The 24,266-nt window shown below is 45.5% G+C and carries 24 protein-coding genes; 8 read left to right on the top strand and 16 right to left on the bottom strand.

The annotated features are described in order from the left end of the window. Positions 1–43: 43 nt before the first annotated feature. The 4 genes from phnC (at position 44) to NST45_RS22170 (ending at position 3,332) form a co-directional block, all read left to right on the top strand. Positions 44–826 (top strand): phosphonate ABC transporter ATP-binding protein, encoded by a 783-nt coding sequence (gene phnC, locus NST45_RS22185; RefSeq protein WP_076274194.1) that lies wholly within the window; start codon positions 44–46, stop codon positions 824–826. A 1-nt stretch (position 827) separates the two neighbouring features. Then, the gene (gene phnE, locus NST45_RS22180) at positions 828–1,619 is read left to right on the top strand and encodes a phosphonate ABC transporter, permease protein PhnE (protein ID WP_036676482.1); all 792 of its coding nucleotides are present in this window, start codon (positions 828–830) and stop codon (positions 1,617–1,619) included. Beyond that, positions 1,616–2,419, top strand: a complete 804-nt coding sequence (phnE, locus tag NST45_RS22175) for a phosphonate ABC transporter, permease protein PhnE (protein WP_036676480.1) — start codon at positions 1,616–1,618, stop codon at positions 2,417–2,419. Before phnE (NST45_RS22180) ends, phnE (NST45_RS22175) begins: the two co-directional genes overlap by 4 nt. A 181-nt stretch (positions 2,420–2,600) precedes the next feature. After that, a complete protein-coding gene (locus NST45_RS22170; protein WP_036676473.1) occupies positions 2,601–3,332 on the top strand; it encodes a ZIP family metal transporter in 732 nt (243 codons plus the stop codon). Positions 3,333–3,432: 100 nt separating this feature from the next. Here NST45_RS22170 and NST45_RS22165 read toward each other — a convergent pair whose 3' ends face one another. Next, a complete protein-coding gene (locus tag NST45_RS22165; protein WP_339826227.1) occupies positions 3,433–4,425 on the bottom strand; it encodes an aldo/keto reductase in 993 nt (330 codons plus the stop codon). Between the two features lie 91 nt (positions 4,426–4,516). Beyond that, positions 4,517–5,365 (bottom strand): AraC family transcriptional regulator, encoded by an 849-nt coding sequence (locus tag NST45_RS22160; RefSeq protein WP_076100479.1) that lies wholly within the window; start codon positions 5,363–5,365, stop codon positions 4,517–4,519. A gap of 201 nt (positions 5,366–5,566) precedes the next feature. On the opposite strand from NST45_RS22160, the gene NST45_RS22155 reads away from it, so the two are divergent. Next, on the top strand, positions 5,567–6,118 hold the full coding sequence (locus tag NST45_RS22155; protein WP_076100480.1) for a general stress protein: 552 nt from the start codon (positions 5,567–5,569) through the stop codon (positions 6,116–6,118). A gap of 87 nt (positions 6,119–6,205) precedes the next feature. Here NST45_RS22155 and glpX read toward each other — a convergent pair whose 3' ends face one another. The 4 genes from glpX to NST45_RS22135 all read right to left on the bottom strand — a co-directional run bounded on the left by glpX (position 6,206) and on the right by NST45_RS22135 (position 9,796). Next, positions 6,206–7,201 (bottom strand): class II fructose-bisphosphatase, encoded by a 996-nt coding sequence (gene glpX, locus NST45_RS22150; protein ID WP_076274196.1) that lies wholly within the window; start codon positions 7,199–7,201, stop codon positions 6,206–6,208. 44 nt (positions 7,202–7,245) lie between these two features. Beyond that, positions 7,246–8,046: a pyruvate, water dikinase regulatory protein gene (locus tag NST45_RS22145; protein WP_080742671.1), complete on the bottom strand. Its 801-nt coding sequence runs from the start codon at positions 8,044–8,046 to the stop codon at positions 7,246–7,248. 18 nt (positions 8,047–8,064) lie between these two features. Beyond that, on the bottom strand, positions 8,065–8,709 hold the full coding sequence (locus NST45_RS22140; protein ID WP_081383827.1) for a helix-turn-helix transcriptional regulator: 645 nt from the start codon (positions 8,707–8,709) through the stop codon (positions 8,065–8,067). A gap of 154 nt (positions 8,710–8,863) precedes the next feature. Beyond that, positions 8,864–9,796 (bottom strand): EamA family transporter, encoded by a 933-nt coding sequence (locus tag NST45_RS22135; protein WP_076130627.1) that lies wholly within the window; start codon positions 9,794–9,796, stop codon positions 8,864–8,866. A gap of 168 nt (positions 9,797–9,964) precedes the next feature. On the opposite strand from NST45_RS22135, the gene NST45_RS22130 reads away from it, so the two are divergent. Next, positions 9,965–11,374: a PLP-dependent aminotransferase family protein gene (locus NST45_RS22130; protein ID WP_339823834.1), complete on the top strand. Its 1,410-nt coding sequence runs from the start codon at positions 9,965–9,967 to the stop codon at positions 11,372–11,374. Between the two features lie 201 nt (positions 11,375–11,575). Next, the gene (locus NST45_RS22125) at positions 11,576–12,286 is read left to right on the top strand and encodes a hypothetical protein (protein ID WP_076224408.1); all 711 of its coding nucleotides are present in this window, start codon (positions 11,576–11,578) and stop codon (positions 12,284–12,286) included. A gap of 704 nt (positions 12,287–12,990) precedes the next feature. Here NST45_RS22125 and NST45_RS22120 read toward each other — a convergent pair. The 10 genes from NST45_RS22120 to NST45_RS22075 form a co-directional block, all read right to left on the bottom strand. Beyond that, complete coding sequence (locus NST45_RS22120) at positions 12,991–14,400, bottom strand: nucleoside recognition domain-containing protein (RefSeq protein ID WP_076274198.1); 1,410 nt, start codon at positions 14,398–14,400, stop codon at positions 12,991–12,993. Then, positions 14,378–15,109 carry a FeoB small GTPase domain-containing protein gene (locus NST45_RS22115; RefSeq protein ID WP_038568974.1) on the bottom strand — a complete coding sequence of 244 codons (732 nt, stop codon included), beginning with the start codon at positions 15,107–15,109 and terminating at the stop codon, positions 14,378–14,380. The genes NST45_RS22120 and NST45_RS22115 overlap by 23 nt, the downstream gene beginning before the upstream one ends. Then, positions 15,106–15,360 carry a FeoA family protein gene (locus NST45_RS22110; RefSeq protein WP_036679839.1) on the bottom strand — a complete coding sequence of 85 codons (255 nt, stop codon included), beginning with the start codon at positions 15,358–15,360 and terminating at the stop codon, positions 15,106–15,108. The genes NST45_RS22115 and NST45_RS22110 overlap by 4 nt, the downstream gene beginning before the upstream one ends. Positions 15,361–15,586: 226 nt before the next feature. Next, entirely contained in the window at positions 15,587–16,045 is a 459-nt protein-coding gene (locus tag NST45_RS22105) for an SRPBCC domain-containing protein (protein ID WP_036679837.1), read from the bottom strand. A gap of 105 nt (positions 16,046–16,150) precedes the next feature. Beyond that, positions 16,151–17,107 (bottom strand): YafY family protein, encoded by a 957-nt coding sequence (locus tag NST45_RS22100; RefSeq protein ID WP_038568975.1) that lies wholly within the window; start codon positions 17,105–17,107, stop codon positions 16,151–16,153. 144 nt (positions 17,108–17,251) lie between these two features. Then, positions 17,252–19,198, bottom strand: coding sequence for an ABC transporter permease (locus NST45_RS22095; protein ID WP_076274199.1), 1,947 nt, complete (start codon positions 19,196–19,198; stop codon positions 17,252–17,254). Then, positions 19,173–19,943 carry an ABC transporter ATP-binding protein gene (locus tag NST45_RS22090; RefSeq protein ID WP_036679832.1) on the bottom strand — a complete coding sequence of 257 codons (771 nt, stop codon included), beginning with the start codon at positions 19,941–19,943 and terminating at the stop codon, positions 19,173–19,175. Before NST45_RS22090 ends, NST45_RS22095 begins: the two co-directional genes overlap by 26 nt. A 239-nt stretch (positions 19,944–20,182) precedes the next feature. Beyond that, entirely contained in the window at positions 20,183–21,181 is a 999-nt protein-coding gene (locus NST45_RS22085) for a sensor histidine kinase (protein WP_076274200.1), read from the bottom strand. Then, positions 21,178–21,876, bottom strand: a complete 699-nt coding sequence (locus tag NST45_RS22080) for a response regulator transcription factor (RefSeq protein WP_076100491.1) — start codon at positions 21,874–21,876, stop codon at positions 21,178–21,180. The genes NST45_RS22085 and NST45_RS22080 overlap by 4 nt, the downstream gene beginning before the upstream one ends. Before the next feature lie 308 nt (positions 21,877–22,184). Then, positions 22,185–22,397, bottom strand: a complete 213-nt coding sequence (locus tag NST45_RS22075; protein WP_141118572.1) for a hypothetical protein — start codon at positions 22,395–22,397, stop codon at positions 22,185–22,187. Positions 22,398–23,270: 873 nt separating this feature from the next. On the opposite strand from NST45_RS22075, the gene NST45_RS22070 reads away from it, so the two are divergent. Further along, a complete protein-coding gene (locus NST45_RS22070) occupies positions 23,271–24,176 on the top strand; it encodes a GNAT family N-acetyltransferase (protein WP_339823826.1) in 906 nt (301 codons plus the stop codon). Positions 24,177–24,266 lie beyond the last annotated feature (90 nt).

The following is a 24,266-nucleotide window of genomic DNA, read 5'->3' as shown; positions in this document are numbered from 1 at the left end:
CTCTTTTATACGAATATACGAAAACACATAAAGGGATGATTTCATGATAGAGCTTCGTAATGTATCCAAAACGTATCTAAACGGAACCAAAGGATTAAACAACATTAACCTGACCATTCCAGCCGGAGAATTTGTAGCTATTGTTGGTCTTTCGGGAGCAGGGAAGTCGACCTTGCTGCGTTCCATTAACCGGCTTCATGATATTTCCGAAGGTAATATTCTTATTAACGGACAGTCCATTACGAATGCAAAAGGAAGCCGGCTACGAATGATCCGTAGGAATATCGGAATGATCTTCCAAAGCTTCAACTTAGTGAAACGTACGACGGTGCTTCGTAATGTTTTGGCAGGACGGGTGGGCTATCATTCCACACTGCGGACGATACTTGGCAGATTCCCACAAAAGGATATCGGTTTAGCCTTCGAATCCCTTGATCGGGTAAATATCGCGGAGAAGGCCTATACACGTGCAGATCAGCTATCTGGAGGTCAGCAGCAACGTGTAGCTATTGCCCGTGTTCTTGCGCAGGAGGCACAGATTATCCTCGCAGATGAACCTGTAGCTTCACTAGATCCGCTCACAACCAAGCAGGTTATGGATGATCTAAAGAAGATTAATATGGAACTCGGGATTACGACCATTGTGAATTTGCATTTTATTGATCTGGCTAGAGAATACGCTACCCGGATTATTGGGCTCCGGGCAGGAGAGGTTGTCTTCGATGGTCCTGTATCAGAGGCAACCGATGAGAGGTTTGCGGAGATTTACGGCAGACCGATTCATCAGGATGAGTTGTTGGGTGAGCCTGTACTCGGAGGCGTGTGAGATGAGTGTGAATGCAGAGAAGCTACATCCCAAACCGCCAAGAAAGATAAAACATTATTTTACAGCCATTATATTAGTAGTATTACTGTGGAGAAGTGCTGTCTTAACCGATTCATCCTTCGGAGAGCTGATTTCCGGTCTGCCGAATATGCTTGATTTGCTTAAGGAAATGTTTCCCCCGAACTGGGGGTATTTTGACAACATTATAGATGCGATGCTGGAGACGATCCGGATGGCGCTGGTTGGCACAACGTTTGGTGCCATTCTTGCGGTTCCGGTTGCGCTGTTGTGTGCAAGCAATATTACGCAAAGCCGTTGGCTTCATTATCCGGTCCGTATGCTGCTGAACCTGATCCGCACGATTCCCGATCTGCTGTTGGCTTCTATCTTTGTGGCTATTTTCGGCCTCGGTGCGCTTCCTGGGATATTTGCTTTGACGATATTTTCGTTGGGGCTGATCGCCAAGCTTACCTATGAAACGATGGAGACGATTGATCAAGGACCTTTGGAAGCAATGACTTCAGTGGGGGCTAATAAGATTCAACGCATTATGTTCGGAGTCATTCCACAGGTACAGGCTCATTTTATGTCTTATGTCCTATATGCCTTCGAGATTAATGTTCGTGCTGCGGCGGTTTTAGGTCTGGTAGGAGCGGGTGGGATCGGCCACTATTATGAAGTCACCCTAGGCTTTTTGGAATACGATAAGACTTGCACCATCATCTTGTTCACATTAGCAGTAGTACTGATTATTGATTATGTGAGCACTAAGCTGCGGGAGAAATTAATATGAGTAAATCATGGAATACCCTTGTCCCTAAACCCCGTAAAAATCGTTTTCGTTGGCTGATTTATGTAGCCCTAGCCGCGTTATATATTTGGGCTTTTTCGGGAGTGCCGTTTAATGGATTCAAAGAAACCGCCGGGATCATTACTAAAGCAATTTTTGCCGGGATATTCTCACCTGACTGGGCCTTCGTTTATTTACCAGATGGGGAGGATCTCCTGCGGGGATTGCTCGAGACGTTAGCTATTTCAATCCTAGGCACTTTTATCTCGACCTTTTTATGTATTCCTTTTGCATTTTGGGCTGCAGTTAACATGAGCAAGGGAAAGGTAATTTCAGGTTCCGGCAAGCTGATGTTGAGCTTTATACGAACCTTCCCTGAGATTATTATGGCTTTGTTATTCATCAAGGCTGTTGGACCGGGTTCTTTTGCAGGTGTGCTAGCTCTGGGACTACATTCGGTGGGCATGCTCGGCAAATTGTTCGCGGATGAGATTGAGAATATCGACAACGGTCCACTCGAAGCTTTAATTTCTTCTGGTGCCAGCCGCATGCAGGTATTGTGGTTTGCGGTGTTACCGCAGGTGCTGCCGGGATTCTTATCCTATACCTTATATAGATTCGAAATTAACGTTCGTTCGGCTACGATTTTAGGTGTGATTGGAGCAGGGGGGATCGGCACACCGTTAATCTTCGCGCTCAGTTCACGGAATTGGGACCGCGTGGGGATTATACTGCTAGGTATCATTGCGATGATCACAATTATTGATTTGATTTCCGGCAAGATCCGGAAGAAGCTGGTGTAACCGAGTTGGATAATGATATGTGAGACAAAGACCTCCTTAGGGTATGAACCGAACCTAGGGGAGGTCTTTTATGATATGATCCATACTATATTGGACCATTCGAAAATGTATGAAAAAGTAATAATTATTTTTTCTGAAACATATGTTGGTCTATCCGACTTGTACCAAAGGAGTTGAAGGTTTGGAATCTGCGCTTATTGGCAGCTTTGTATCGGCAATGGCTACCGTTCTTGGAGCATTTCCGATCCTGTTCGTGAAGAGGTTATCCGAGAAGTGGAAAGATATCCTCGTAGCCTTCACTGCGGGGATTATGGTGTCCGCCTCCACGTTTGGACTCATGCCGCAATCGATCAAAGAATCGGGGATTATCGCTTTAACCTTGGGCTTGATTACCGGAGTGCTGCTGCTTGATTTAATTGAAAATAACATCCCACATATCGATGTGGAGAATAAGCCCGGTTATACCAATATGGATTCAAAAGCGCTGCTTGTTATGATTGCGCTGTTCATCCACAACATACCAGAAGGCCTCAGTACAGGTTTCAGTTATGCCAGCGAACAGGCCAGTTTAGGTCCTACCGTGGCGATTGCCATTGGCGCACAGAATATGCCGGAAGGTTTGATTCTTGCAGTCTTTCTAATGAATTCGCGAACAAGCAAGCTAAAAGCCTTAGGAATCGTTACGCTTACCGGTTTGATGGAGATGGTATCTGCGGTGATCGGGTATTTTACTGCCAGTTACCTGCATAATGTTGTGGGTTATGGTCTCGCTTTTGCAGCCGGAGCTATGCTCTTTATCGTCTACAAGGAGCTGATTCCGGAGAGTCATGGCCATGGTTATGAGCGTCCTTCGACGTATTCGTTTATTTTTGGATTATTGATCATGGTGTACATCACGCAGATATTTGGGTGAGCAAATAGAACTCTAATCTATAAAAAAGAAGACCAATGAAATGCCAGAGCAGCTTTAAGCTGCCTGACCTCATTGGTCTTTGTCTTGTTATAACTAAGCTTTATCCCCGCAGAATTGCCTCAATTTGCTCTAGCTCTTCAGCGCTAAGCTCTGGGGCATTTAAGGAAGCGACGGCATCTTCAATCTGGCTTACCTTACTTGCGCCGATCAATGCAGAAGTTACTTTGCTTCCACGGAGTACCCAAGATAACGCTAATTGAGACATTTTTTGTCCACGTGCAGCAGCAATCTCGTTCAGTTTGCGAACCTTGCCGATCGCCTCTTCGGTAATGGCATTCTCAGACAGGAATACACTTGGACCAGCGGCACGGGAATCAGGAGCGATTCCGTTTAGATAGCGATCGGTCAGTATGCCACCTTGTAACGGGGAAAACACAATGGAGCCGATGCCTTCTTCAGACAATACATCCTGCAAGCCATCTTCAATCCAGCGGGACATTATGGAATAGTTTGGCTGATGAATCAGGCATGGCGTGCCAAGTCGACGCAGAATTTGTGCCGCTTCGCGTGTTTGTTCAGGTCCGTAATTCGAAATCCCGACATAAAGCGCTTTACCTTGGCGTACCACGAGGTCCAGCGCAGCCATGGTTTCTTCCAGCGGTGTATTTGGATCTGGGCGGTGGTGATAAAAAATATCAACATAATCCAGTCCCATACGTTTTAAGCTTTGATCTAGGCTGGAGACGAGATATTTTTTGGAGCCCCATTCACCATAAGGACCAGCCCACATATAATAACCAGCTTTAGTCGAGATAACCATCTCATCACGATAAGGGGTCAGATCCTTTTTAAGAATTTGGCCAAAGCTTTCTTCGGCGGAGCCTGCGGGTGGACCGTAATTATTGGCAAGGTCAAAATGAGTGATTCCAAGATCAAAAGCTCTTCTTACCATGGCGCGGCCATTCTCAAATAAGTCATTGCCGCCAAAGTTATGCCATAGACCAAGCGAGATCGCTGGCAGGAGTAGACCGCTCTTTCCGGTGCGATTATATTTCATATTGTCATATCTGGTAGCGCTTGCGTTATACATGATTTATTCCTCCTATAAACACTTATTACTTAGTATGTTACGTCCTTATTGTAGCGAAAGATCGCGGACAAACGTATGTCAGCAAGGAAGAAGTTTATAGTACAATGTCATTTTCGAGATGACGGCTACGGTATTCTTTTGGCGAACAACCTTTCACCTTCTTGAACATCCGCGAAAAGAGTAAGGGGTCCTGATAGCCCACAGAACGTGAGATTTCACCAATCGTGCATAGGGTCTCTGTCAGCAGCTCGCACGCCTTAGCGATGCGGAAATTTAATAGATACTGCTGTGGTGGCATACCTATTGTCCGTTTGAATAAGGAGGATAAATATTTGCGATCCAGCTTGAGCGAAGAGGACATCATCTCAACCGAAATATTTTCACAATAATGTGTATGCAAAAAGTGCAGGCATTGCTCGACGTAAATACTCTTTTGACGTGGTAGAGGAAGTACATCTGGAACTGCTGGCACCGCTCGAAGTAACAGAGAGAAGAACTCATACATAATTGCTTTTAGAGGTAGATCCAGGCTGTCCGAAGCTTCAGCTGCTTGTGTCAGGAGCTCGTACAAATTAGGCATAAGCTGCTCATCCATTGGAAAGATCGGATGCTCAGGTGACAAGGCAGTTTTGGCTAAAATATAATCAACCTGCTCCCCGGTAAAAGCTACCCAAGAATAGGTCCATGGATTTGCTATGTCTGCTGTGTAGGCAGTTACGATATGCGGATAGGTGAGAAAAGCTTGTCCTGGTTTAAGATAATGGGTCTGTTCACCCACAGTAACTTCACCTGTTCCTGCATGGATAAAATGTATCTTATATACGTCACGAACCCCAGGCCCAAAAAAATGCCCGGGAAGACACTGCTCCCGCCCCCAGTAATGGAGATGCAAGTCGGGATTGCCTCGGAAGGGACGCTCAGAATTATAGTTAAATATCGCCATGGATGATTCCTTCTCTTTCTTTTATAGAGTTGATCTAGGGTAGTTGTACCCGCTTACTTTTATTATACAGCATATTTTAGAAGGAATATGAACTCGGAATTGTTGCGAATTTAAATATCGTAGTTTATCCTTGTCCAGTTTGGTTAAGTAAGCTATGAAGCTGAACGTATGAGCTAACTACATCAATAGGAGGTAATGGAGATGAATAAGAGAATAGTGGGTGTCTTTGCTGCCGAATACGAAGCTTCGCGAGCTATTGAGGAGTTGAAGCGTCAGGGCTGTAGGACAGAGGATATTTCGATTATCGCGAGAAATAAAGCGGATGAGGAAACGCTTAGAGACGAGTCGGGAACCGTGGCCCCGGAAGGTATGGCTACAGGTGCAGCTACTGGTGGTCTGCTGGGTGGAGTAACGGGGCTGCTGATGGGAATTGGCGCTTTGGCTATTCCTGGTATTGGACCTATTATTGCAGCCGGACCTCTTGCGGCAACACTAGCCGGAGCGGCGATAGGCGCAGGCAGTGGCGGTTTAGTCGGCGGACTTATTGGCCTTGGTATCCCTGAAGAGGAAGCAGAAAGCTACGATAACTACGTGGATGAAGGTCATATTCTAGTAATGGTGGATGTGGAAGGCGAGCAGAAGGAGCAAGAAGTGAAACAAATCTTCACAAAGTATAACAGCCTGAACGCAGAACGCTTTGAGAAAGTTGCTAATATAGATCCATTAGCGAGTGAGCGTATTGGAAATAAATAAGAAGCAATTAGCATTCAGTGTAAAAAAAAAACAGGCTATCTCACTAGCAATGGATACTGTTAGTGAGATAGCCTGTTTTTTGTGGTTTTATAGAGAGACAGCATTTTGTCTAACGGTCAGCGCTTCTGGTATTTCTTTTCCTGGTAGGAAATGAATGCTGCGGATATAGCGGATCGTGCGGCTCTGTGCGCGCATGATTACCGAATGTGTCTCCGCGCGTTCTTTGCCGATGAAACGGACACCGTTCAGGAATTCACCTGACGTTACACCCGTGGCGGCAAAGAGGACGTCGCCCGTGCCAACCATATCTTCCATGTATAGCACTCGCGTAGGATTGGCAATTCCCATGCGTACACAGCGCTGCAGCTCTATGGGTCCATCCGGGAGCAATCTGCCCTGCATTTCACCACCAAGGCATTTCAGTGCAGCGGCAGCAAGAACACCTTCGGGTGCTCCACCGGAACCCATATACAAATCGACATCGCTGTCTGGCAGTGCAGCCGCAATAGCGCCAGCAACATCTCCGTGACCAAGCAGCTTAATTCGTACCCCGGCTTCACGCAGGCTATTAATCAGCTGCTCATGCCGTTTGCGATCCAGCACCATTACGGTTAACTCGGAGAGGGATTTGCCAGTGAAATGGCAGGCTTTTTGCAGAGTGATCTCTACAGGGTCCTCGAGTCTAAGCTTCCCGGCAAGTTCGGGCCCGCAGGCTAGCTTCTCCATATAAATGTCCGGGGCATGCAGCAGGCTGCCTTTATCTGCTATAGCAATAACAGATTGCGCATTATGCAGGCCGCAGGCAACAACCTCAGTTCCTTCGAGTGGATCGACGGCTACATCGACAGAGGGACCTTTTTGGTTCCCGACTTTCTCACCAATATAGAGCATTGGAGCATCATCCATCTCTCCTTCACCAATCACAACAGTTCCGTCGATGGACACAGAATCGAACATGGAACGGATCGCAGTCGTGGCTGCATCATCTGCCGCATTTTTATCGCCCCGCCCAATCCAGCGAGCCGAGGATAAAGCACCTAGTTCAGTTACCCGTACAATCTCAAGGGCCAGTTCGCGCTCCATTCTAATTCCCTCCAGTGCATTCTATATATTTTGTAAACTGAAATTTAGATATAACCCATAATAATCCCAGCGGTTTCTTCTATAGCCTTGTCAGTAATATCAATTACAGGACAGCCCAGCTTGTTGAACAATGAAGCGGCGTATTCCATCTCTTCGGTGATCCGTTCCAGACTTGCATATTGGGAGCCTGTCGGTAATCCCAGAACCTTGAGTCGCTCAGAGCGGACCTTCAGCATGTACTCGGGTTTCATGGTTAATCCGATAAGCCGGTTCGGCGGCAAGCTTAATAGTTCTTGTGGAGGACCAATCTCCGGGATAATCGGATAGTTAACGACTTTTTTTCCTCTATGGGCCAAAAAGATGCTAAGCGGTGTCTTTGAAGTACGGGACATGCCCAGCAGAACGATATCGGCTTTGAGCATGGCACCCAGATCACGGCCGTCATCACAGGCGACGGTGAATTCTATAGCTTCTATGCGGCGGAAATAATTCTCGTCGAGCTGGTGGAGAAGACCTGGCCGCTGCTGAGGAGCATCGTCGAAGGTATCAATGAAGGCCTGCATCATAGGGCCCATGATATCAACGATCCGCAAATCAAGACGTACCGCTTCCTCGCGGATCATTTCTCTTAATTCTGGCTGCACTAATGTATAGGCGACAAAACCTTGATGCTGAGCTGCTTCTTCCATAAGCTTGCGTAGCTCGTCTTCATGCCTAATATTGCCGTATCTTTTAATGGTGACCTGCTGATTCTGAAATTGGTGAATAACGGCCTGCACGACAGCCTCTGCCGTATCTCCTATAGAATCCGAGCATATCGTTATTAAGTTGGAAGATTGCTCGATGCTCATGGGTTCCTCCTGTTATCCTTTGGCTTCAAGTTCGAGGAGAAGTTTGATGATGGAGGTTTTTGTTAAACGTCCTACCACATCCAGTTTTGTACCGCCGTCTTCAGCAGCGCTGGGAACAACCACCGGCAAACTGTCTACCTCGTGAAAAATCATCTTATGTGCAGCTTCAAGCACCGGCTCATCCGGTGAAGTTGTGACCACTTTGGGCTGGCGCGTCATAACCATGCTTACGGGCATGGAGACTGCACCGGGGTTGCCCAAGGTTACCTTTAGGAAATCCTTACGTGAAGCAACGCCCGTGAGTTTACCCTCTTCGTCACAGATAATAAGAGTGCCTACATCTTGTAGAAAAAGCGTAACTACGGCATCTTGAATAGTTGTGGTCTCACGGATAACTATAGGTACACTTTGAATTTCTTTGACCATCGTTTCCTGCAGCAGATAACCGCTTCCCTGACGACTGGATGATTTCAATCCTGGGAAGTACCCGACCTTCGGCTTGGCGTCGATATATTTGAGCATAACCAAAACAGACAGATCCGAGCGAATTGTAGGCCGGGTAAGATTCAAACTTTCGGCAATCTGTTCGCCGGTAATCGGAGCTCTTTTGTTAACGATATCGATAATCTCTATTTGACGTGATGTCAGTTCGATCACAATTCCCTCCACTTCCGATAAAAAGGCATTCCTCTTTAGAAAAGAAGCGCCGTTAAGCGAATCCTCCTTTCATATATGAGTCATATTTAGCTGTGTTTAATTTAACTTGTTTATATAATACGCAATAGTGGTCATAAATGCAATATATAGTACGTCATATATTTGATTTTTTTAACGCAACAGTGTTTATCTTCTTTTTTTGCAGTAATTGCTTTAAAGCATCAGCATTCACTAGGATTGTTCCGGCAATGATGGTGAACACTCCGAGAATTGTAATCCAAGATACGGACTCCTTGTAAAAGAAAAAGCCTACACCCACCGCAATCGGTGGAGAAATATAAAGCCAGGTAGAAGGAAACACTGGGTTGGTCTTAGCTACGAGCCAGTAGAATAAGGTATGGCCGACCATGGAGCCGATAACTGTGAGATAGAGCAGTGAACCTGCTGTCTCGAATGAGAAGAGAAATGCAGGATGTACTTTTTCCGTGGCAAAAGAAAGAATGAATAACAGCGCACCGCCATACATCATTTGAGCCGCATTTAGCGCAATCGGTGAGACCTCGGGCATACTGTTAATTACTTTTTTGGAGTAAATCGCACCTACAGCATAGCAACACTCTCCAATTAGGACTACGGCGCAACCGATGAGCCACAGTGGTGAAATATCAACGGCGAGATTGGGGAGAACCAGCAGCAGTACGCCAGTGAAGCCGATGATGCAGCCATATAGGGAGATGGCGGGTGCTTTTTGCCGAAGAATAGAGGTTTGGAGCAGCAGGATCATGATCGGTCCAGTGGCAGAGAGTACAGCTGCAAGCCCTGAAGAAACATATTGTTCAGCCCAGTAGAGACCCGCGAAGGTGCCGAAGGTTAGTGCAGACCCGGTGAACAACATTTCTTTGCGCAACAGCAAGGAGAAGCTGGCTTTACGTTTCCAGACCATCCATAGGAATAGAACAGCGCCCGCGACAAAAAATCTTAAGCCCGCTGAAAAAAAAGGAGGCGCACCGGCATCTACGCCGATTTTGATAGCTAGAAAGGTCGTGCCGAAGATCAGACATACAAGTGCATAAGCAAATAAGATCATTTTGAAAGTCCCCTTTTGTGTGCTTTATAAAATATAAGAATTTATAAGCTGGCATTTTGTTAATCATATAGGGGAGGGGACAGAACAGATTGCCTTGAGTAGAACAGATTAATTCAGAAATCGTGTACAATATGATTACAAGGTTGTTCGGAGAGGAGTTGTAGCCAGATGAAAAAGGTTGTGGGAGCGGAGCATAATCATCCTTTGTTTCGGCAGGTCTATGAATTTCTATTAAATCGCATGGAGCGAGGGGAGTGGGTCGCACATGATAAGCTTCCTTCTATACGGCTGCTAGCGGAGGAGCTTAAGGTACATCGACTGACCGTATTCAAAGCGTACAGACGGTTGACGGAGGATGGAAAGGTTTATGTAAAAGATAAATCTGGATATTACGTGGCACCCATAATCTCGCTTCCTGCTATTGAAGTAGGAGCCGCAGTATCGGCTTATGCGCTCACTAACCCGCTGTCTGATATTCAGAGAGTGCCAGTTAAGTATCAGTTCTCGCAGGCGCTGATTGATCCGGGGCTGCTGCCGAATCTTTTTCTATCTGACTATGTTAAAAAAGTGTTCGATCTATATCCCAAGGTAATGGGAACATATGCCTCGGTCCAGGGGGATAACGAGCTGCGTGAGACGTTAAGCCACCATTTTCGGAAGCAACATCGGCTGCAGTTAACTTCGGAAGAGCTGCTTATTACCTCGGGTGCGCAGCAAGCGATCAATCTGATTGCCCGGATTGTACTTGGTCCTCTGGATACGGTGCTTGTGGAGCGGCCTACTTATAGTGTTGCTATGGATATTTTTCGCCGGGAGGGGGCACGGTTGGTTCCGGTAGAGATCACTCCGGAGGGATATGATCTGGAGAAAGTAGAAGCTTTGATGAAAAAGCATAAGCCGCGTATGTTCTACATTAATCCAACGCATCACAATCCAACTGGATACACGGTGCCTGTGCAACAGCGCAAGCTGTTGGTAGAACTGGCCGAACGTTATCGCTGTTTACTGGTGGAGGATGACCCGTTCCGCGATATGTATTTTGATGAGGAGCCGCCGCCGCCCTTTTTTGCTTATGATACGGAGGGGTGGGTGATCTATATCAGCAGCTTCAGTAAATATGTAGCCCCTGGCTTACGAATCTGTGCGGTGGCTTGCCGATATCCATTTATGGAGCGTCTAATCACGGCCAAATCACTCGCGGACAATGGCACTCCGCTGCTGAATCAAAAAATATTTTTACATTACTACACCTCCCCACGCTTGCAACAGCATCTCGGTAAGCTGCGCATTGCGCTTCAAGTGCATAAGGAAATCGTGGAAGAGGAGCTGGCGGGGACTGGCTGGGAATGGACGACTCCGCAAGGCGGATTAAATCTATGGGTGAAACTACCGGAGCATCTTACGATGGATCGACTGTTTGCTTCAAGTATGGCGCAGTCGATCGCTTTTGTTCCTGGGGAGTTATTTGATCCACTGGGGGAAATGAAGTCAAGGCTTCGCCTAAGTTATTCCTTTGCAAGCGAAGGGGTGCTACGCGAAGGAATACAGCGTTTGATTGGGATCGCGCACAGTTTGTGAGTGGGTACAGCAGGTATGGGGGATTAATGAAGAGGATATGAGGAGTTTAAGAAGATTAGGGGAATTAAAGAAGAGGATTAGAGGAATTAAAAAGAGGATTAGGGGAATTGCTCCCGGATAAACTTGTATCACTTGTTTGGGAATTCCTGTAACACTTTCCACGTTTGCTCCGTCTGTAAGGTAAAGAAGGGGGTTATCAAAGTGCGAAAGATCAATTTTCGAAAGATCAATTTCCGAAATTTCAATTTCCGAAGTCCAATGATGATATTTCTAGGTGTCCTATTAATATTTACGGCTTTGCTGACGGTGCGGCCCTCAGTCACTTACGCTTGTTCCTGTGTTATGCCTGCGGAGCCACTGGAAGCTCTTGAGAAAAGTACAGCTGTCTTTGTCGGGAAAGTAGTGGACATGAAGGAGCCGTCTCAGGGGAACATAATTTCTTCTGCTGATCCAGTAAAGGTAATCTTTGAGGTGGATTCCAGCTGGAAAGGGGTCGAGGGAAACCAAGTTACATTGACTACGGCTTTATCTTCTGCAAGCTGCGGCTTTGAGTTTGTGGAAGGGGAAAGTTACATTGTCTATGCTTATGCTAGAGACGGTGGAGACTCTGGTAATCTGGAGGCTAGTTTATGCAGTCGAACTAAGCGGCTAACCGCTGACTCAGTGGATCTAAAAGAGCTGGGGCCGGGTATTTCGGCAACGACGCCTACCGCTTCTCCGGAGGTAACCCCGAATAATTCACCGGAGTCAGGAGCTGGGAGTAATGAGCCTGATCAAACGGGTAATTCTGCTGGGGACAGTGATTCCTTTTCTCTTGTTAATGTGGGGATTAGTGGAATAATTATCGTTCTAGTAGCTATAGCTGGGGCTGTTCTATACCGTCGTAGAAATGATGGAACGCGCAAAAAATGACTCTAACTGTAGAGTCACGTCATGTAATGGTGAGATCAAAGTAGGCAGTAAGAGTATATAAGGTGTTGTGCTGAAATAAGCGGTCGCTCGGGATAACATCCGAGCGACCGCTTATTTGTTTGAGATGACCTTGAGTAACTGGTGGGCTTGTTGGTGGCTGCTGGTGCTGGTGGTAGTGCTCAATTGTAGCTCGGAACCATCTAGAATCAATAATTAGGGAAATCCTCCCTGATTTTATCGTGTTTTACTCAATATTAGCGATAATTGGGGAATTCCTCCCTAAAATTCTGCGGAAATTGCCCTTTTTTCCTAAAATCGGCTAATTATTAGGGAGAAATTCCGCAAAAAGTTCAATGTGTGCTTATAAAGTTCGATTATTAGGGAGAAATTCCGCAAAAAGTTCAACGTGCGCTTATGAAGTTCGATTTTTAGAGAGAAATTCCCTAAATATGAGTTCAAGGAGGGCAGAATTCTGTGAAGCAAGATGAACTCTAGATATTGTAGGGTGTTACAAAGTGTAGCAAGGTTAATTTGGGTGATGTGATTAAGGTGAATTTAATGAGCTAATGATGAATTTTTGCGATGTAAGTTGAAATCAGTTGAAGTTAGTTGTGAAGTTACTTGAAGCTAGTTGAAGTCAGATAAAGTTAGTTAAAGTTAGACGATGTCAGTTGGGTTTAGATCGCAAGCCTACCTCGCCCTCGTCACACCCACCCAAATAACCGGGTAAGCTGAGCGACAGCAAAGGTTACTCCGATGGCGATACCCAGCGGAATGACTGCTGAGAGAACGGCCCACTTCATGCTTTTTGTTTCCTTGTAAATGTTCACGAGTGTCGTACCACAAGGATAGTGAAGCAGGGAGAACAGCATCATGTTGAGTGCGGTCAGCCAGGTCCAGCCATGTGAGAGAAAGACATCTTTGATACTGCCTAAACTGTCGATATCAACCATAGCGCCTGAGGACATATAGCCCATAAGCAAGATAGGCAATACGATTTCATTCGCAGGAAGTCCAAGAATAAAGGCCATGATGATAAAGCCGTCCATGCCGAGCATATGTGCAAACGGATCAAAGAATGCAGCCATATGATTCAGTACAGAATCGCCGCCAATAAACAGATTGCCTAGAATCCAAGTGATAATTCCGGCAGGGGCAGCAACGACGATAGCCCGAGTAAGTACGTTAAGGGACTTATCTTTGGAGGAAATAAGTATGGTCTTCCAGATTTGTGGACGGCGGTAGGGAGGAAGCTCCAATGTGTAATGTGTGGGAACCCCACGCAGCGCAGTTTTGGACATGACCAAGGAAACAGTCAAGGTAACAATGATGCCGATTAGAACCATCCCCATTAGGACGGAGGCAGTGGTGAATGTACGAAGCGCACCTGTCGTAGCGGCTCCTGCCATAAATAAGGAAGACAATAAAATCAGCGTGGGCCAGCGGCCGTTGCAAGGGACAAAATTGTTGGTCAGTATAGCCAGCATTCGTTCACGCGGCGATTCGATGATTCGTGTGGAGAGGATAGCGGCCGCGTTACAGCCGAAGCCCATGGACATGGTTAAAGCTTGCTTGCCATGACCACCTGATTTTTTGAATAGTCGGTCCATGTTAAAAGCAACGCGTGGCAGATACCCGAAATTCTCAAGCAGAGCGAATACGGGGAAAAAGATCATCATTGGTGGCAGCATGACACTGATTACCCATGAGGTGCCTCGATACAAGCCAAGCACAAGCACGCCGTGCAGCCAAGCTGGGGCATGGAGAGCCTCAAATCCCGCTGTCAGATATCCTTCGATGAAGCCAAAGAAGGTAGCGAGCCAGCTAGAAGGGTAGTTAGCCCCGGCAATCGTAATCCAGAATACGACACCGAGAATGGCGAGCATGATGGGAAAACCCCAAATTTTGGAGGTCACGATATTATCCAGCTTATAAGTGCTGTTCAGTTTCTTCTTATCCCGATAAGTAACTGCATCCCCGCAGATGCCTGCGGATACGCCATATATACCACTGACAATCTCATCCCGAATGGCTCCGCCGTCAGCGAGCTTTTTTGCGGTAGACAATAGGGAATCTAGAGCGTCAGAACCCTTAGTGATAGGCAGTGACTCCATGGCCGATGACCTCCTTTGCTTCGGGTAAATCCTTGCTTTTCATATGTTCTTTGAGTGAAGTAAGCAGGCTGTCATCACCGTCCAATAAGCGCAGTGCAATCCAGCGAGCGGGATATTTGGTGCCGATGGTTTGCTCTACCAATGGTGTAAGCTCGGCAATTCCCCGTTCGATCTCTTCGTTGTAACTAATGCGCAACGGCTGCGCTGTGAATGCGCCTGTAGCCACTCGCTCCACTTGATCCAATAAGGCATCGATCCCGATTTTATTGCGTGCCGATATCGCAACGACGGGTACGCCGAGACGTTTGGAGATACTCTTCAGGTTGATGTCGATGCCCAGCTTACGTGCTTCATCAATGAGGTTGATGCAGACAACCGCCCGTCCGGTAATCTCCAGCACTTGCAAGGCAAGATTGAGATTACGTTCCAGCGAAGTAGCGTCAAGCACTACAAGTGTCACATCTGGCTGTTCAAAAATAATATAATCTCTAGCCGCTTCTTCATCCGCGGAATTTGAGTATAGGGAGTACGTTCCTGGTAAATCTACCGCGAGGTATGAATGGTTATTGTGTTTGAATTCCCCTTCGGCAGTAATGACGGTTTTACCTGCCCAGTTTCCAGTATGCTGTCGCATGCCGGTTAGCAGGTTGAATAGTGTGCTTTTTCCAGTGTTAGGATTGCCTGCAAAAGCGACGGTGAACTGACTCATGCTTCTACACCTCCAATTAATTCTCCGAATATTAAAGAACTTTCTTCTCTACGCAATGCAATGGTCGTATTGCTTACCCGAAAAGCTATAGGATCTCCTAATGGACTACGCCGCAACACCTCTACGATATTCCCGACTACGAACCCGAGGTCCAGTAATCTTCTTCTAAGCACACCTTGGACTTCAATGTCGCTGATGCGCAGCGTGCTACCCTTTGCAGCTTCTGATAAAGGAATAGTTGTTCCAGTCATGAGATCCCTTCTTTCATTTATATTTTTACCGCCTATGGTTTTTATTTTGTGTATTAGAACATTTCTTGTAGTCTGGCACAACATTAGTATATGGCAACAACTTTGTCCCTGCAACAAGAATGTTTCCCTTAGGCAAAATAAAATTAAGCAAAAAAAGCCCCTGACGAAAAAGGGCTTGTACGCTCTTTTCCGCAGGGTTGAGCTTAATTCCTAATTAGCAGTAAAATTACGACCAGCTGCCAAAATCAAGTGTACGTCCGGTCTCGACCAAGGTTTTAATATTACTCAGAACCTGCCACCAGGCGTTGATACTGCCAGCATATGAAGGATCATCAGGATGCCATTCATCGTGGATAAGCGTAAGCTTAGTAGTTCCACCCACCGGTTCAAGCAGCCAAGATATACGCGATTCATATCTTTCTGTACCCTTATGATAGGAGGGGCCGACCTTATGCGTGAAACGAAACGCTTTTTGTGGAGTGAACTCCAGCAGAGTCCCATATACATGTATCGTTTCATCGCCATCTTCACCGGGACCAACATATTCCAGCAATTCGCCTTCTTTAAAGGTGGATTGGATTACGCTACCGTAGTAAATCTGTTTAGTACCTTCCGGAGAGATCAAAGTCTCCCATACCTGCTCAGGTGTTCCGCCAATATAAAATTCATAGTGAAGTTCTTTCATTTGTTATTCCTCCTTGGTTTGTACAATCATTAATTCCCTTAGACTTATTTACACTATACAAAAGGATCACTGACAATTACGGTCAGTGATCCTAAAATAATCATTTTAAGTTTTATAATAAGCTGCCAGATCGGTAGCTATTGCGGACAGCTTTTGCTTCAGAGCTAAAGGCTCTAGGATTCGTAGTGTTGATCCATAAGGCAACAAGAAGTAAGGCGCATAAGTCAGTAAGGAGGTCTCATCGACTTGAAAGCGGGCTTGTCCGTCAATACGCTGCACCAGAGTATGTCCAAACAGCCAATGACTGCATAGATCGTTCAGGATTCCTTCATCAGCGGCGATGACTACTGCTATGAGTTTCTCTGGAGTATTTGGTGTTGGCAGCAAGCTTTTTAACAAAAAATCACGTGCAGAGAAGTCAGCAGGACGGGCAAACACAGCTTCTGTACGTTTCAGTTCAGTCATTCTATCGACTCGGAAAGACCGAATTCCTTGCCTCTGATGGCAATAAGCAACGGTGTACCACTGCCCTTTCCACAGTACAAGTCCATAAGGATCAATAGCGCGGGAAGAAATTGTCTCCCCGTTTCCCTTCCGATATTCCATCTGGAGGGTATGTCCGTTCGCCGTCGCTAATTCAAGCTCTTGCAGCAGGTGGGGAAGCGGCACAGCAGGGGAGTGGATGGTTTCTATCCCGCCCTCATGACGCTCCATCTGTTCTAATTGCTGCGCATTGCTGTATCGTTTCAGTTTGGCGATTGCTTGATCTAGAGCTTCTACATAAGGATATCCAGTTCCCCGCGCAAAGGAGGCGGCTTGCAGGAGGGAACGCTGTTCGTCGGAGTCAAAGAATAACGGGGCCTCGGAAAAATGTTCCGGAAGGCTATAGCCACCACCAGGTCCACTATCCGCGATAATGGGTACGCCACTGATGCATAACGCGTCGATGTAACGATAGACAGAGCGGACACTGATCTCTAGCGCTTCTGCTAGTTCCCCGGCGGTTCTTCCCCGTTGCTTGAGCATCCAGAGAATGGATAACATGTGATCAGCCTTGGACATAAATCAAGAACCTCCTTGCTTCATTAATTAATAGCTCACTAACTATAGCAAATTGTCTAATGATCAGCTAGAGAACCTTTTGGTGCTGACATAAGTTCCAAGCCGCGAAGTACATCCAGGGTTATGATTCTTTTCGACATGTCGTTACACCATTATTTTCTTGAGACTATGAATGTAACGTGATCTCGCAATAAGGAAATAGATAGTTTGCACAACCAGAAATACAGCTGATGTAGTAAGCACGGGCACAGTTACATTTGTGATATTAATCTGTTTCAGTAGCGGGCGTATCACGACAAGGGTCTGAATGGTGGCAATAATAATCGGAATATAGAAAAGTACTGAAATCTGTTTGGTAGCAGAAGCTGACATTTCTTTAGTACTTAAACCGATTTTGGACAAAGCATTATACATTTGCTTATCTGTATTGAGTTCAGTATGAAGCTTAAAAAAGAGAAAGCTGGCCGATGAAAGTGAGAAGATCAGAGCGATAAAAATCCCTATAAAGCTAAGCATGGCGGCTCCCTGCTTGGTCGATAGATAGCTGTCTGCTCGCGATCCCAGTATAGAGCTGTATTGATGGTTAGCCTTGTTAGCAGCTTTATTCCATTGGATGAGGTCTCTGGTGACAACAGCTTCAGCTGAGCTGTCATTAGGTGTAGGACCGTCCCATGCAGGGATTTTGTATAGATATTTCACATAAGGTCTCGTGTACTTCTCTGTTGAATTAGAAATCTTATGATATAAGTTGTCATCTACGATTAGAAGTGAGGTGGCCATTGGATCTACTGGATGCACCTTTGGTGTTCGTATTTCTTTTAACATCAGTTCCTCATCTTTCTGAACCTTCAAATGAATCGCTCGATTAGCAGCATAATTCTGTGAATCCATATGTGGGTTCAGCAGTAATACAGCTTCTTTTTCAGACAAGGGTCCAACCTCGGATACATCCATCTGTAAGCCCAGTTGATTGAACTGTGAGCGGGAGATCAGGTCAATTCCAAGTATTTTTTCCTTATCGATTCCTTGAATGGAAGCAGAGATCAGATCTACTTTATTCTCTGTATACTCGACTTTAGCATTCTTTAATTTAGTGTGAATGGGCTCTAAATCTGGTGCTTCATCCTTCGGATCATAAATCGTATAACTCACAGCGAATGGGGATTTTTTATAGAGGTCTGAGTTCGCTTGATTAATCGATAAAAGAATTCCCGAAGCCATGCAGGCAAGCGAGGTAACCACAGTTACAAGGAACAGCATTCTTGCATTGTCTTTAATCTTATAACTCATCTCGGAAATCCACAGCAGATTGGTTCCGCGCCACAGCCGCTTGCGTCTTAGTTTTAGTAAGCGAATGCCCAATACAGATAACTGAGAGTAGAAAAAGTAGGTTCCAGCGATACCTGTGACAGCGGCGACTAACAGTGAGGTCGGGGACAATTGCTTCCGAATCGCGAGAGCGCCGACGGTCAACAGTAGAAGCCCAAAGAATGAGAACAATAAGGAGACACGGGGTTCTTTTTTAGGTTTAACATTTCCCTTAAGCAGTTCAAGAACTTGATGCTTACGAATGAACAATAATGTGAAGATCGAAATGACCAGAAATAATGAAATGAAAGAGATAGAGGTAATCATTAACGCCTTCATTGGCCAATAAAAGGGCAGTGGCTCCATGCCCATAATTGTCGTGCTTAGCAGCAAAAATAACTTGGATAAAAGCATGCCGAAAGACACACCTGTTACAATAGAGAGCAGTCCGATCAGCATATTTTCTATAAGAATCAGCTTGTTGATCTGGCCAGGGCGTGCGCCTAAAATCATCAGTATGCCGAACTCCAGATTACGCATTTTCAGAAATGCGCTAATCGAATATAGAACGAAAAAGAACGCAAAGATAAACACGATGTAAGAAGCAATTTGCATGCCGGAGGCTGAATTCGCACCCAGCTCGATGTTGGTAATACTAGGGTGGTAAATAAAGACTGAATAAGAGAAAAAGATCATGACCATAAAAGCACTGCTTAAGAAAAAAGCAAAATAAGCGCGTGAATTACGGCGTACATTATTAAACGCGAATTGAGGAAAGTTCATGACTATTCCCTCCCCAGAACGAAAGTGTGTCGATAATCTTTTGGAAGAAGGCCTGACGGTTATCTCCCCGGTGAATTTCGGCTGCTAGTTTGCCGTCTTTTATAAAAACAATTCGGTTGCAGTAGCTCGCTGCCAGTGGATCATGTGTTACGAGCATTAGCGTGGTGCCTTCTTTGTGGTTAATATCCTCCAGCGATTCCATCACCATCCGCGAAGAATTGGAGTCAAGCGCACCCGTAGGTTCATCGGCCAAAATAATCGAAGGAGAGGTGATGATCGCCCGGGCAATTGCGGTCCGCTGACGTTGTCCCCCTGAAATTTCATAGGTGCGTTTGCTCAGAATATCGGTAATGTTTAAGCGTTCTGCGACTCTTTGAAGCAAGATCTCCATCTGGGAGAGCTTACGGTTATCCAAAGTCAGGGGCAGCACAATATTCTCGGCGACGGTTAATGTCTCAAGCAGGTTGAAGTCCTGAAACACAAAGCCTAGTTGTTTTCGGCGAAAGTGGGCGAGCTCTTTTTTATTCAAAAGATAAGGGTTGCTGCCGTTGATATTCACTTCGCCAGAGGACGGCTGGTCGATTGTGGATACCATATTGAGCAGTGTTGTTTTACCGCTACCAGACGGTCCCATAATTCCGACAAATTCACCTTTTTCAATATTAAGATGAATATCGGTGAGGGCTTGGGTCACTATTTTGCCGGGGTATACCTTATGAAGTCCTTTGACTTCCAATACGTTCATATCATTCATTCCTTCCAATACAAAAATGATTTCATCCGCCTTATCCGGGGAACGGGTTATGTATATAATTTATAAGATCGAGAGATTAGCTGCTATGGATTTACCTTAAGGTTTCCTTACAGAGAAGTTAAGGTTATGTTCGCCTTTCTCCTTGTGAAGAATGGGTTGAGAGATAAGTAACCTATAAAGAAGAAGGAGGCTTCAAAGCCATGAATAATGACGACGAAGTCCCCTCAATATTATTTCTGTAGATGATCACTGTTGCTAAAAATAAGCCGCACGCGGGTTCCTTCCCCGAGCCGGGACTGAATATCCACCTTGTGTTCGAGCCTGTTGCAAATCTCCCGTACGAGATACAGCCCCATCCCTGTCGATTCATGATAATGTCGTCCGCGGTCACCCGTAAAGTAGGGATTAAAGACCCGCTTCAGATCCTCAGGAGAAATGCCGATCCCTTGATCGGTAATATCCAGAATAGTGTCGGTGCCCACACGCTGAGCTGAGAGGGTAACGGTTTTGCCAGAACCGGAGGTATAGTTTACGGCATTAGTTAAGATTTGGACCAGCATAAACATTAACCATTTGGCATCGCTATATACCGCTAGATTGGCATCCACCTGTATATCTACTTTTATGCCCCGGCGTATGAATAGTCTGCGATTTTCGGCTACCGCCTCACTAACGGTTTTGCGCAGAAGTAACGGTTCAACTTGAAAATCATTTTCAAATCGGTCAAGTCTTGAAGTGTAGATGACCATCTCCAGCCCTCCGCGCAGACGTTCCAGTTCCTCCTGAATACTTGCGGCAGCCTCCTCTTCAAGATCCTTTAGCGTAAGCTGAATTACAGAGAGCGGGGTCTTCATTTGATGAACCCAGCGATTCATGAATACGATATGCTGATCCATCTGGCGCGCATGCGCATTCACTTGCTCTTGATATTGGCGGTCAATCAGCTGCAATAACTCATGGATAGCTTCTGAAAGAGGAGTGTCTCCTAAGGAAACAAGATGTTTTTGGAGCATGTCCATAGGTTCGCTTAATGCTGCATACAATCTCCGGTGCTGAACGTATCGGTAGCCTAGATATAGCAGTAGAACTACGGTACTCAAGGCGATTCCATAAAGCATGATAGAGATAGGTCTGTTCTCACCAGACAGCCAATACAGCAAAGGGATAAACAGCATCTGAAGCAGATAGAATAGGATCAGTGAGATCTGGTCTCTCCAAAAAAGCCTCATGGCGTATCCTTAGAGACATTAAGCCGATAGCCAGCGCCTCTTACGGTTTCCACAATGTCGCCAAGACCGAGATCCTTGAGCTTTTTGCGGACACGGGTTATGTAGACATTTAATGTATTGTCATCTATGAAATGCTGATCCTTCCACATGAGATCGAGCAGACGCTCCCGGTTAACCACTCGTCCTTCCTTAAGCAGTAAAGCTTCCAGTAGAACCGCTTCCTTCTGGGTTAGCTCACTCGTGTGCCCGTCGTATTGGATCACATATCGTTCAGGATAGAGGATTAAACCTCCAGACTGGAGTTTATGCTCTTCTTGAGTCTGTGAGTATGAACCGTATGCTCTACGTATGTGGCTGCGGATTTTGGCAAGCACAACCTCATAGTGAAAAGGCTTAGTGATATAATCGTCCCCGCCATTCTCAAGCGCCATCACCTGATCCATTCCACTATCCCGTGCAGAAATGAACAGAATCGGGCAGAGTGAGAGGGAACGGATCTGGCGGCACCAGTAGAACCCATCATATTTAGGCAGATTAACGTCCAGTAAGATAAGGTCAGCCGAGCTTTCATTAAAAGTCTCCAGCACCCTGTTGAAATCCTCTACAATAATTGTACGGAACCCATATTTCGATAGGTACGTGCTCAGCAAGCTTGCCAGCTTGGCATCGTCCTCTATGATTAGAATCGTCTCCATATTTTCACTCCTTTGTTCAGTAATACAGTAACATGGACAAGGAAAATTATGCAAAAAGAGTACTCTTATTCGTGGTCAACGTAAGAATCTAGCTAGATTTACCGAAGGGGAATTTAGCTGATCTAGCTCTAGCTGATCCAGCCTAGCTGACTTAGCTCTAGCTGACCTAGCTCTAGCTGACTTAGCTGGCCTAGCTCTAGCTGACTTAGCTCTAGCTGACCTAGCTCTAGCTGACTTAGCTCTAGCTGGCCTAGTTCTAGCTGACCTAGCCTAGCTTACCTAGCCTAGCTGACCTAGCTGTAGCTGACCTAGCCTAGCTGACCTAGCTGTAGCTGGCCTAGCTCTAGCTGACCTAGCTTTAGCTGACCTAGCTCTAGCTGAATAGCTCTAGCTGATCCAACTTTAACCGATCTACCGCTAATCGATCCAAAACTAACTGATCTAAAATCTAACTCAGCTAGATCTATGCAATCCAAATTTAGCTCAAGCGGCTTATCCAGACTTAATTGCACTTTGTACACTTATTTCTGCGTAGATAGTCCATAGAAGCCATTTAATTGCACTTCGTGCAACTAAAAAGGGTGAATTCGGTGCAATTAAAGGAAAACCGGAAATTTAACTGCACGAAATACAACTAAACTAACTTTTGAAGGAGCATTCTGAGGAATAGTTGCACTAAATGCAGTTAACGTATGTGTGGAGCTCATAATTATCGCTTGAAAAAGCTTGATCAGTGACTATTTCCTCCGGAAGAAGATCGCCCACTCCAAAACTTTCTTTAATTGTACTTTGTACACTTATTTCTGCGTAGTTGGTCATTAGAAGCCATTTAATTGCACTTCGTGCAACTAAAAAGGGTGAATTCGGTGCAATTAAAGGAAAACCAGAAATTTAACTGCACGAAATACAACTAAACTAACTTTTGAATGAGCATTCTGAGGAATAGGTGCACTAAATGCAGTTAACGTATGTGTGGAGCTCATAATTATCGCTTGAAAAAGCTTGATCAGTGACTATTTCCTCCGGAAGAAGATCGCGAACTCCAAAACTTTCTCTAATTGCACTTTGTACACTTATTTCTCCGTAAATAGTCCCTAGAAGCCATTTAATTGCACTTCGTGCAACTAAAAAGGGTGAATTCGGTACATTTAAAGGAAAACCAGAAATTTAACTGCACGAAATACAACTAACTATCTTTTAAAGGAGCATTCTGAGGAAATAGTTGCACTAAATGCAGTTAACGGATGTGTGGAGCTCATAATTTCAACTCAAGAAATGTTTGTTTTGTGAACGTACGGATCATATTCGGTAGTATAAAATAATAATAACTAATTATGATATATGCTTCATTTTGCATCCCCCTTAATATGAAATTAAAGAGAGGGGCGCGGAAAATGAACATTAATTTTAGAAGCTACCGTTCAGAAGATCTGCTAAAGGTACGTCATTTTCTTATACAAAGTTATAGTAAGCTAAAGACTCCAAATACCTGGCTTATAGACCGCTGGGAATTCGTTGTTTTTTTTCAGGAGACGAGAAGTGGAACGCTGGAGCAATGGGAACAAAAAGTAGGCTTATGGGAGTATGAGAATGGAGAGCTTGCAGCTGTAGTGTGCAGGGACGATGGGTTCTATTTTCAGTGTGCTGAGATGAATCCTCCGGAAAAATTACTTGAAGAAATGTTCGCTTTTGCTGAACAAAAAGCTGAGGAAGAGAACGGTGGTTACGTAGAGCTGTATGTGCCAATACCGGAGAATATGACTTCTGCGGCGGAGGTTGCTCGTAAGAGGGGGTATCATCAAACGGGTGGTAAGGAAAGCGTAAACTCCTTGCGATTGGATAAGGAATTTCCTGTGGAGCTCCCCTCTGGATTCAGAATTTGCAGCGGAGATGAGATCGAGGTTACTGCAAAAGCGCTCGGACATATTATGGCCTTCGACTATGCAGAAACGGTGGAGGCAGAACTCACGCTGCTGCATTATGGGAATATGAGTAACGCTCCAAGCTATAATCCGCAGCTCGATCTTAGCGTTGTGAATGACGCGGGCGAAGTGGTTTCCTTTTGTAATATTTTTTGGGACAGCAGCAATAGAATTGGCGTTCTGGAGCCTGTAGGCACATCCATTAATTATCGAAAGCTGGGACTGGGACGGGCGGTCCTACACGAAGGATTTAACCGTTTAAAACAACTCGGAGCTAGTAAAGTTTACGTAGGTTCGATGCAGCCTTTCTACGAGAAATTGGGCTTTACTACTGAAGTTTGGTTGCAGGTGTGGGAATATTCAGGTCACACAGATTAAGTTGCACCGGCTGCCCCCAACACTGGATCTGTCAGCAGTACCTAAACTGGCAACGTACTATGAAAAATCCCCTTGATGGGTAAGTCATCA

It is taken from the genome of Paenibacillus sp. FSL R7-0163 (genome assembly GCF_037969975.1).
Classification (GTDB): domain Bacteria; phylum Bacillota; class Bacilli; order Paenibacillales; family Paenibacillaceae; genus Paenibacillus_AQ; species Paenibacillus_AQ odorifer.
The sequence above is the reverse complement of the archived record's forward strand: the minus strand, read 5'-3'. Positions and strand labels throughout refer to the sequence as shown.

Excerpts from the sequence above, each read along its gene's own strand:
- phnC (WP_076274194.1), top strand. The coding sequence starts at position 44 with ATGATAGAGCTTCGTAATGTATCCAAAACGTATCTAAACGGAACCAAA.
- phnE (WP_036676482.1), top strand. The coding sequence starts at position 828 with ATGAGTGTGAATGCAGAGAAGCTACATCCCAAACCGCCAAGAAAGATA.
- phnE (WP_036676480.1), top strand. The coding sequence starts at position 1,616 with ATGAGTAAATCATGGAATACCCTTGTCCCTAAACCCCGTAAAAATCGT.
- NST45_RS22160 (WP_076100479.1), bottom strand. The coding sequence starts at position 5,365 with ATGGCGATATTTAACTATAATTCTGAGCGTCCCTTCCGAGGCAATCCC.
- NST45_RS22155 (WP_076100480.1), top strand. The coding sequence starts at position 5,567 with ATGAATAAGAGAATAGTGGGTGTCTTTGCTGCCGAATACGAAGCTTCG.
- glpX (WP_076274196.1), bottom strand. The coding sequence starts at position 7,201 with ATGGAGCGCGAACTGGCCCTTGAGATTGTACGGGTAACTGAACTAGGT.
- NST45_RS22135 (WP_076130627.1), bottom strand. The coding sequence starts at position 9,796 with ATGATCTTATTTGCTTATGCACTTGTATGTCTGATCTTCGGCACGACC.
- NST45_RS22130 (WP_339823834.1), top strand. The coding sequence starts at position 9,965 with ATGAAAAAGGTTGTGGGAGCGGAGCATAATCATCCTTTGTTTCGGCAG.
- NST45_RS22120 (WP_076274198.1), bottom strand. The coding sequence starts at position 14,400 with ATGGAGTCACTGCCTATCACTAAGGGTTCTGACGCTCTAGATTCCCTA.
- NST45_RS22115 (WP_038568974.1), bottom strand. The coding sequence starts at position 15,109 with ATGAGTCAGTTCACCGTCGCTTTTGCAGGCAATCCTAACACTGGAAAA.
- NST45_RS22110 (WP_036679839.1), bottom strand. The coding sequence starts at position 15,360 with ATGACTGGAACAACTATTCCTTTATCAGAAGCTGCAAAGGGTAGCACG.
- NST45_RS22105 (WP_036679837.1), bottom strand. The coding sequence starts at position 16,045 with ATGAAAGAACTTCACTATGAATTTTATATTGGCGGAACACCTGAGCAG.
- NST45_RS22100 (WP_038568975.1), bottom strand. The coding sequence starts at position 17,107 with ATGTCCAAGGCTGATCACATGTTATCCATTCTCTGGATGCTCAAGCAA.
- NST45_RS22095 (WP_076274199.1), bottom strand. The coding sequence starts at position 19,198 with ATGAACTTTCCTCAATTCGCGTTTAATAATGTACGCCGTAATTCACGC.
- NST45_RS22090 (WP_036679832.1), bottom strand. The coding sequence starts at position 19,943 with ATGAACGTATTGGAAGTCAAAGGACTTCATAAGGTATACCCCGGCAAA.
- NST45_RS22085 (WP_076274200.1), bottom strand. The coding sequence starts at position 21,181 with ATGAGGCTTTTTTGGAGAGACCAGATCTCACTGATCCTATTCTATCTG.
- NST45_RS22080 (WP_076100491.1), bottom strand. The coding sequence starts at position 21,876 with ATGGAGACGATTCTAATCATAGAGGACGATGCCAAGCTGGCAAGCTTG.
- NST45_RS22070 (WP_339823826.1), top strand. The coding sequence starts at position 23,271 with ATGAACATTAATTTTAGAAGCTACCGTTCAGAAGATCTGCTAAAGGTA.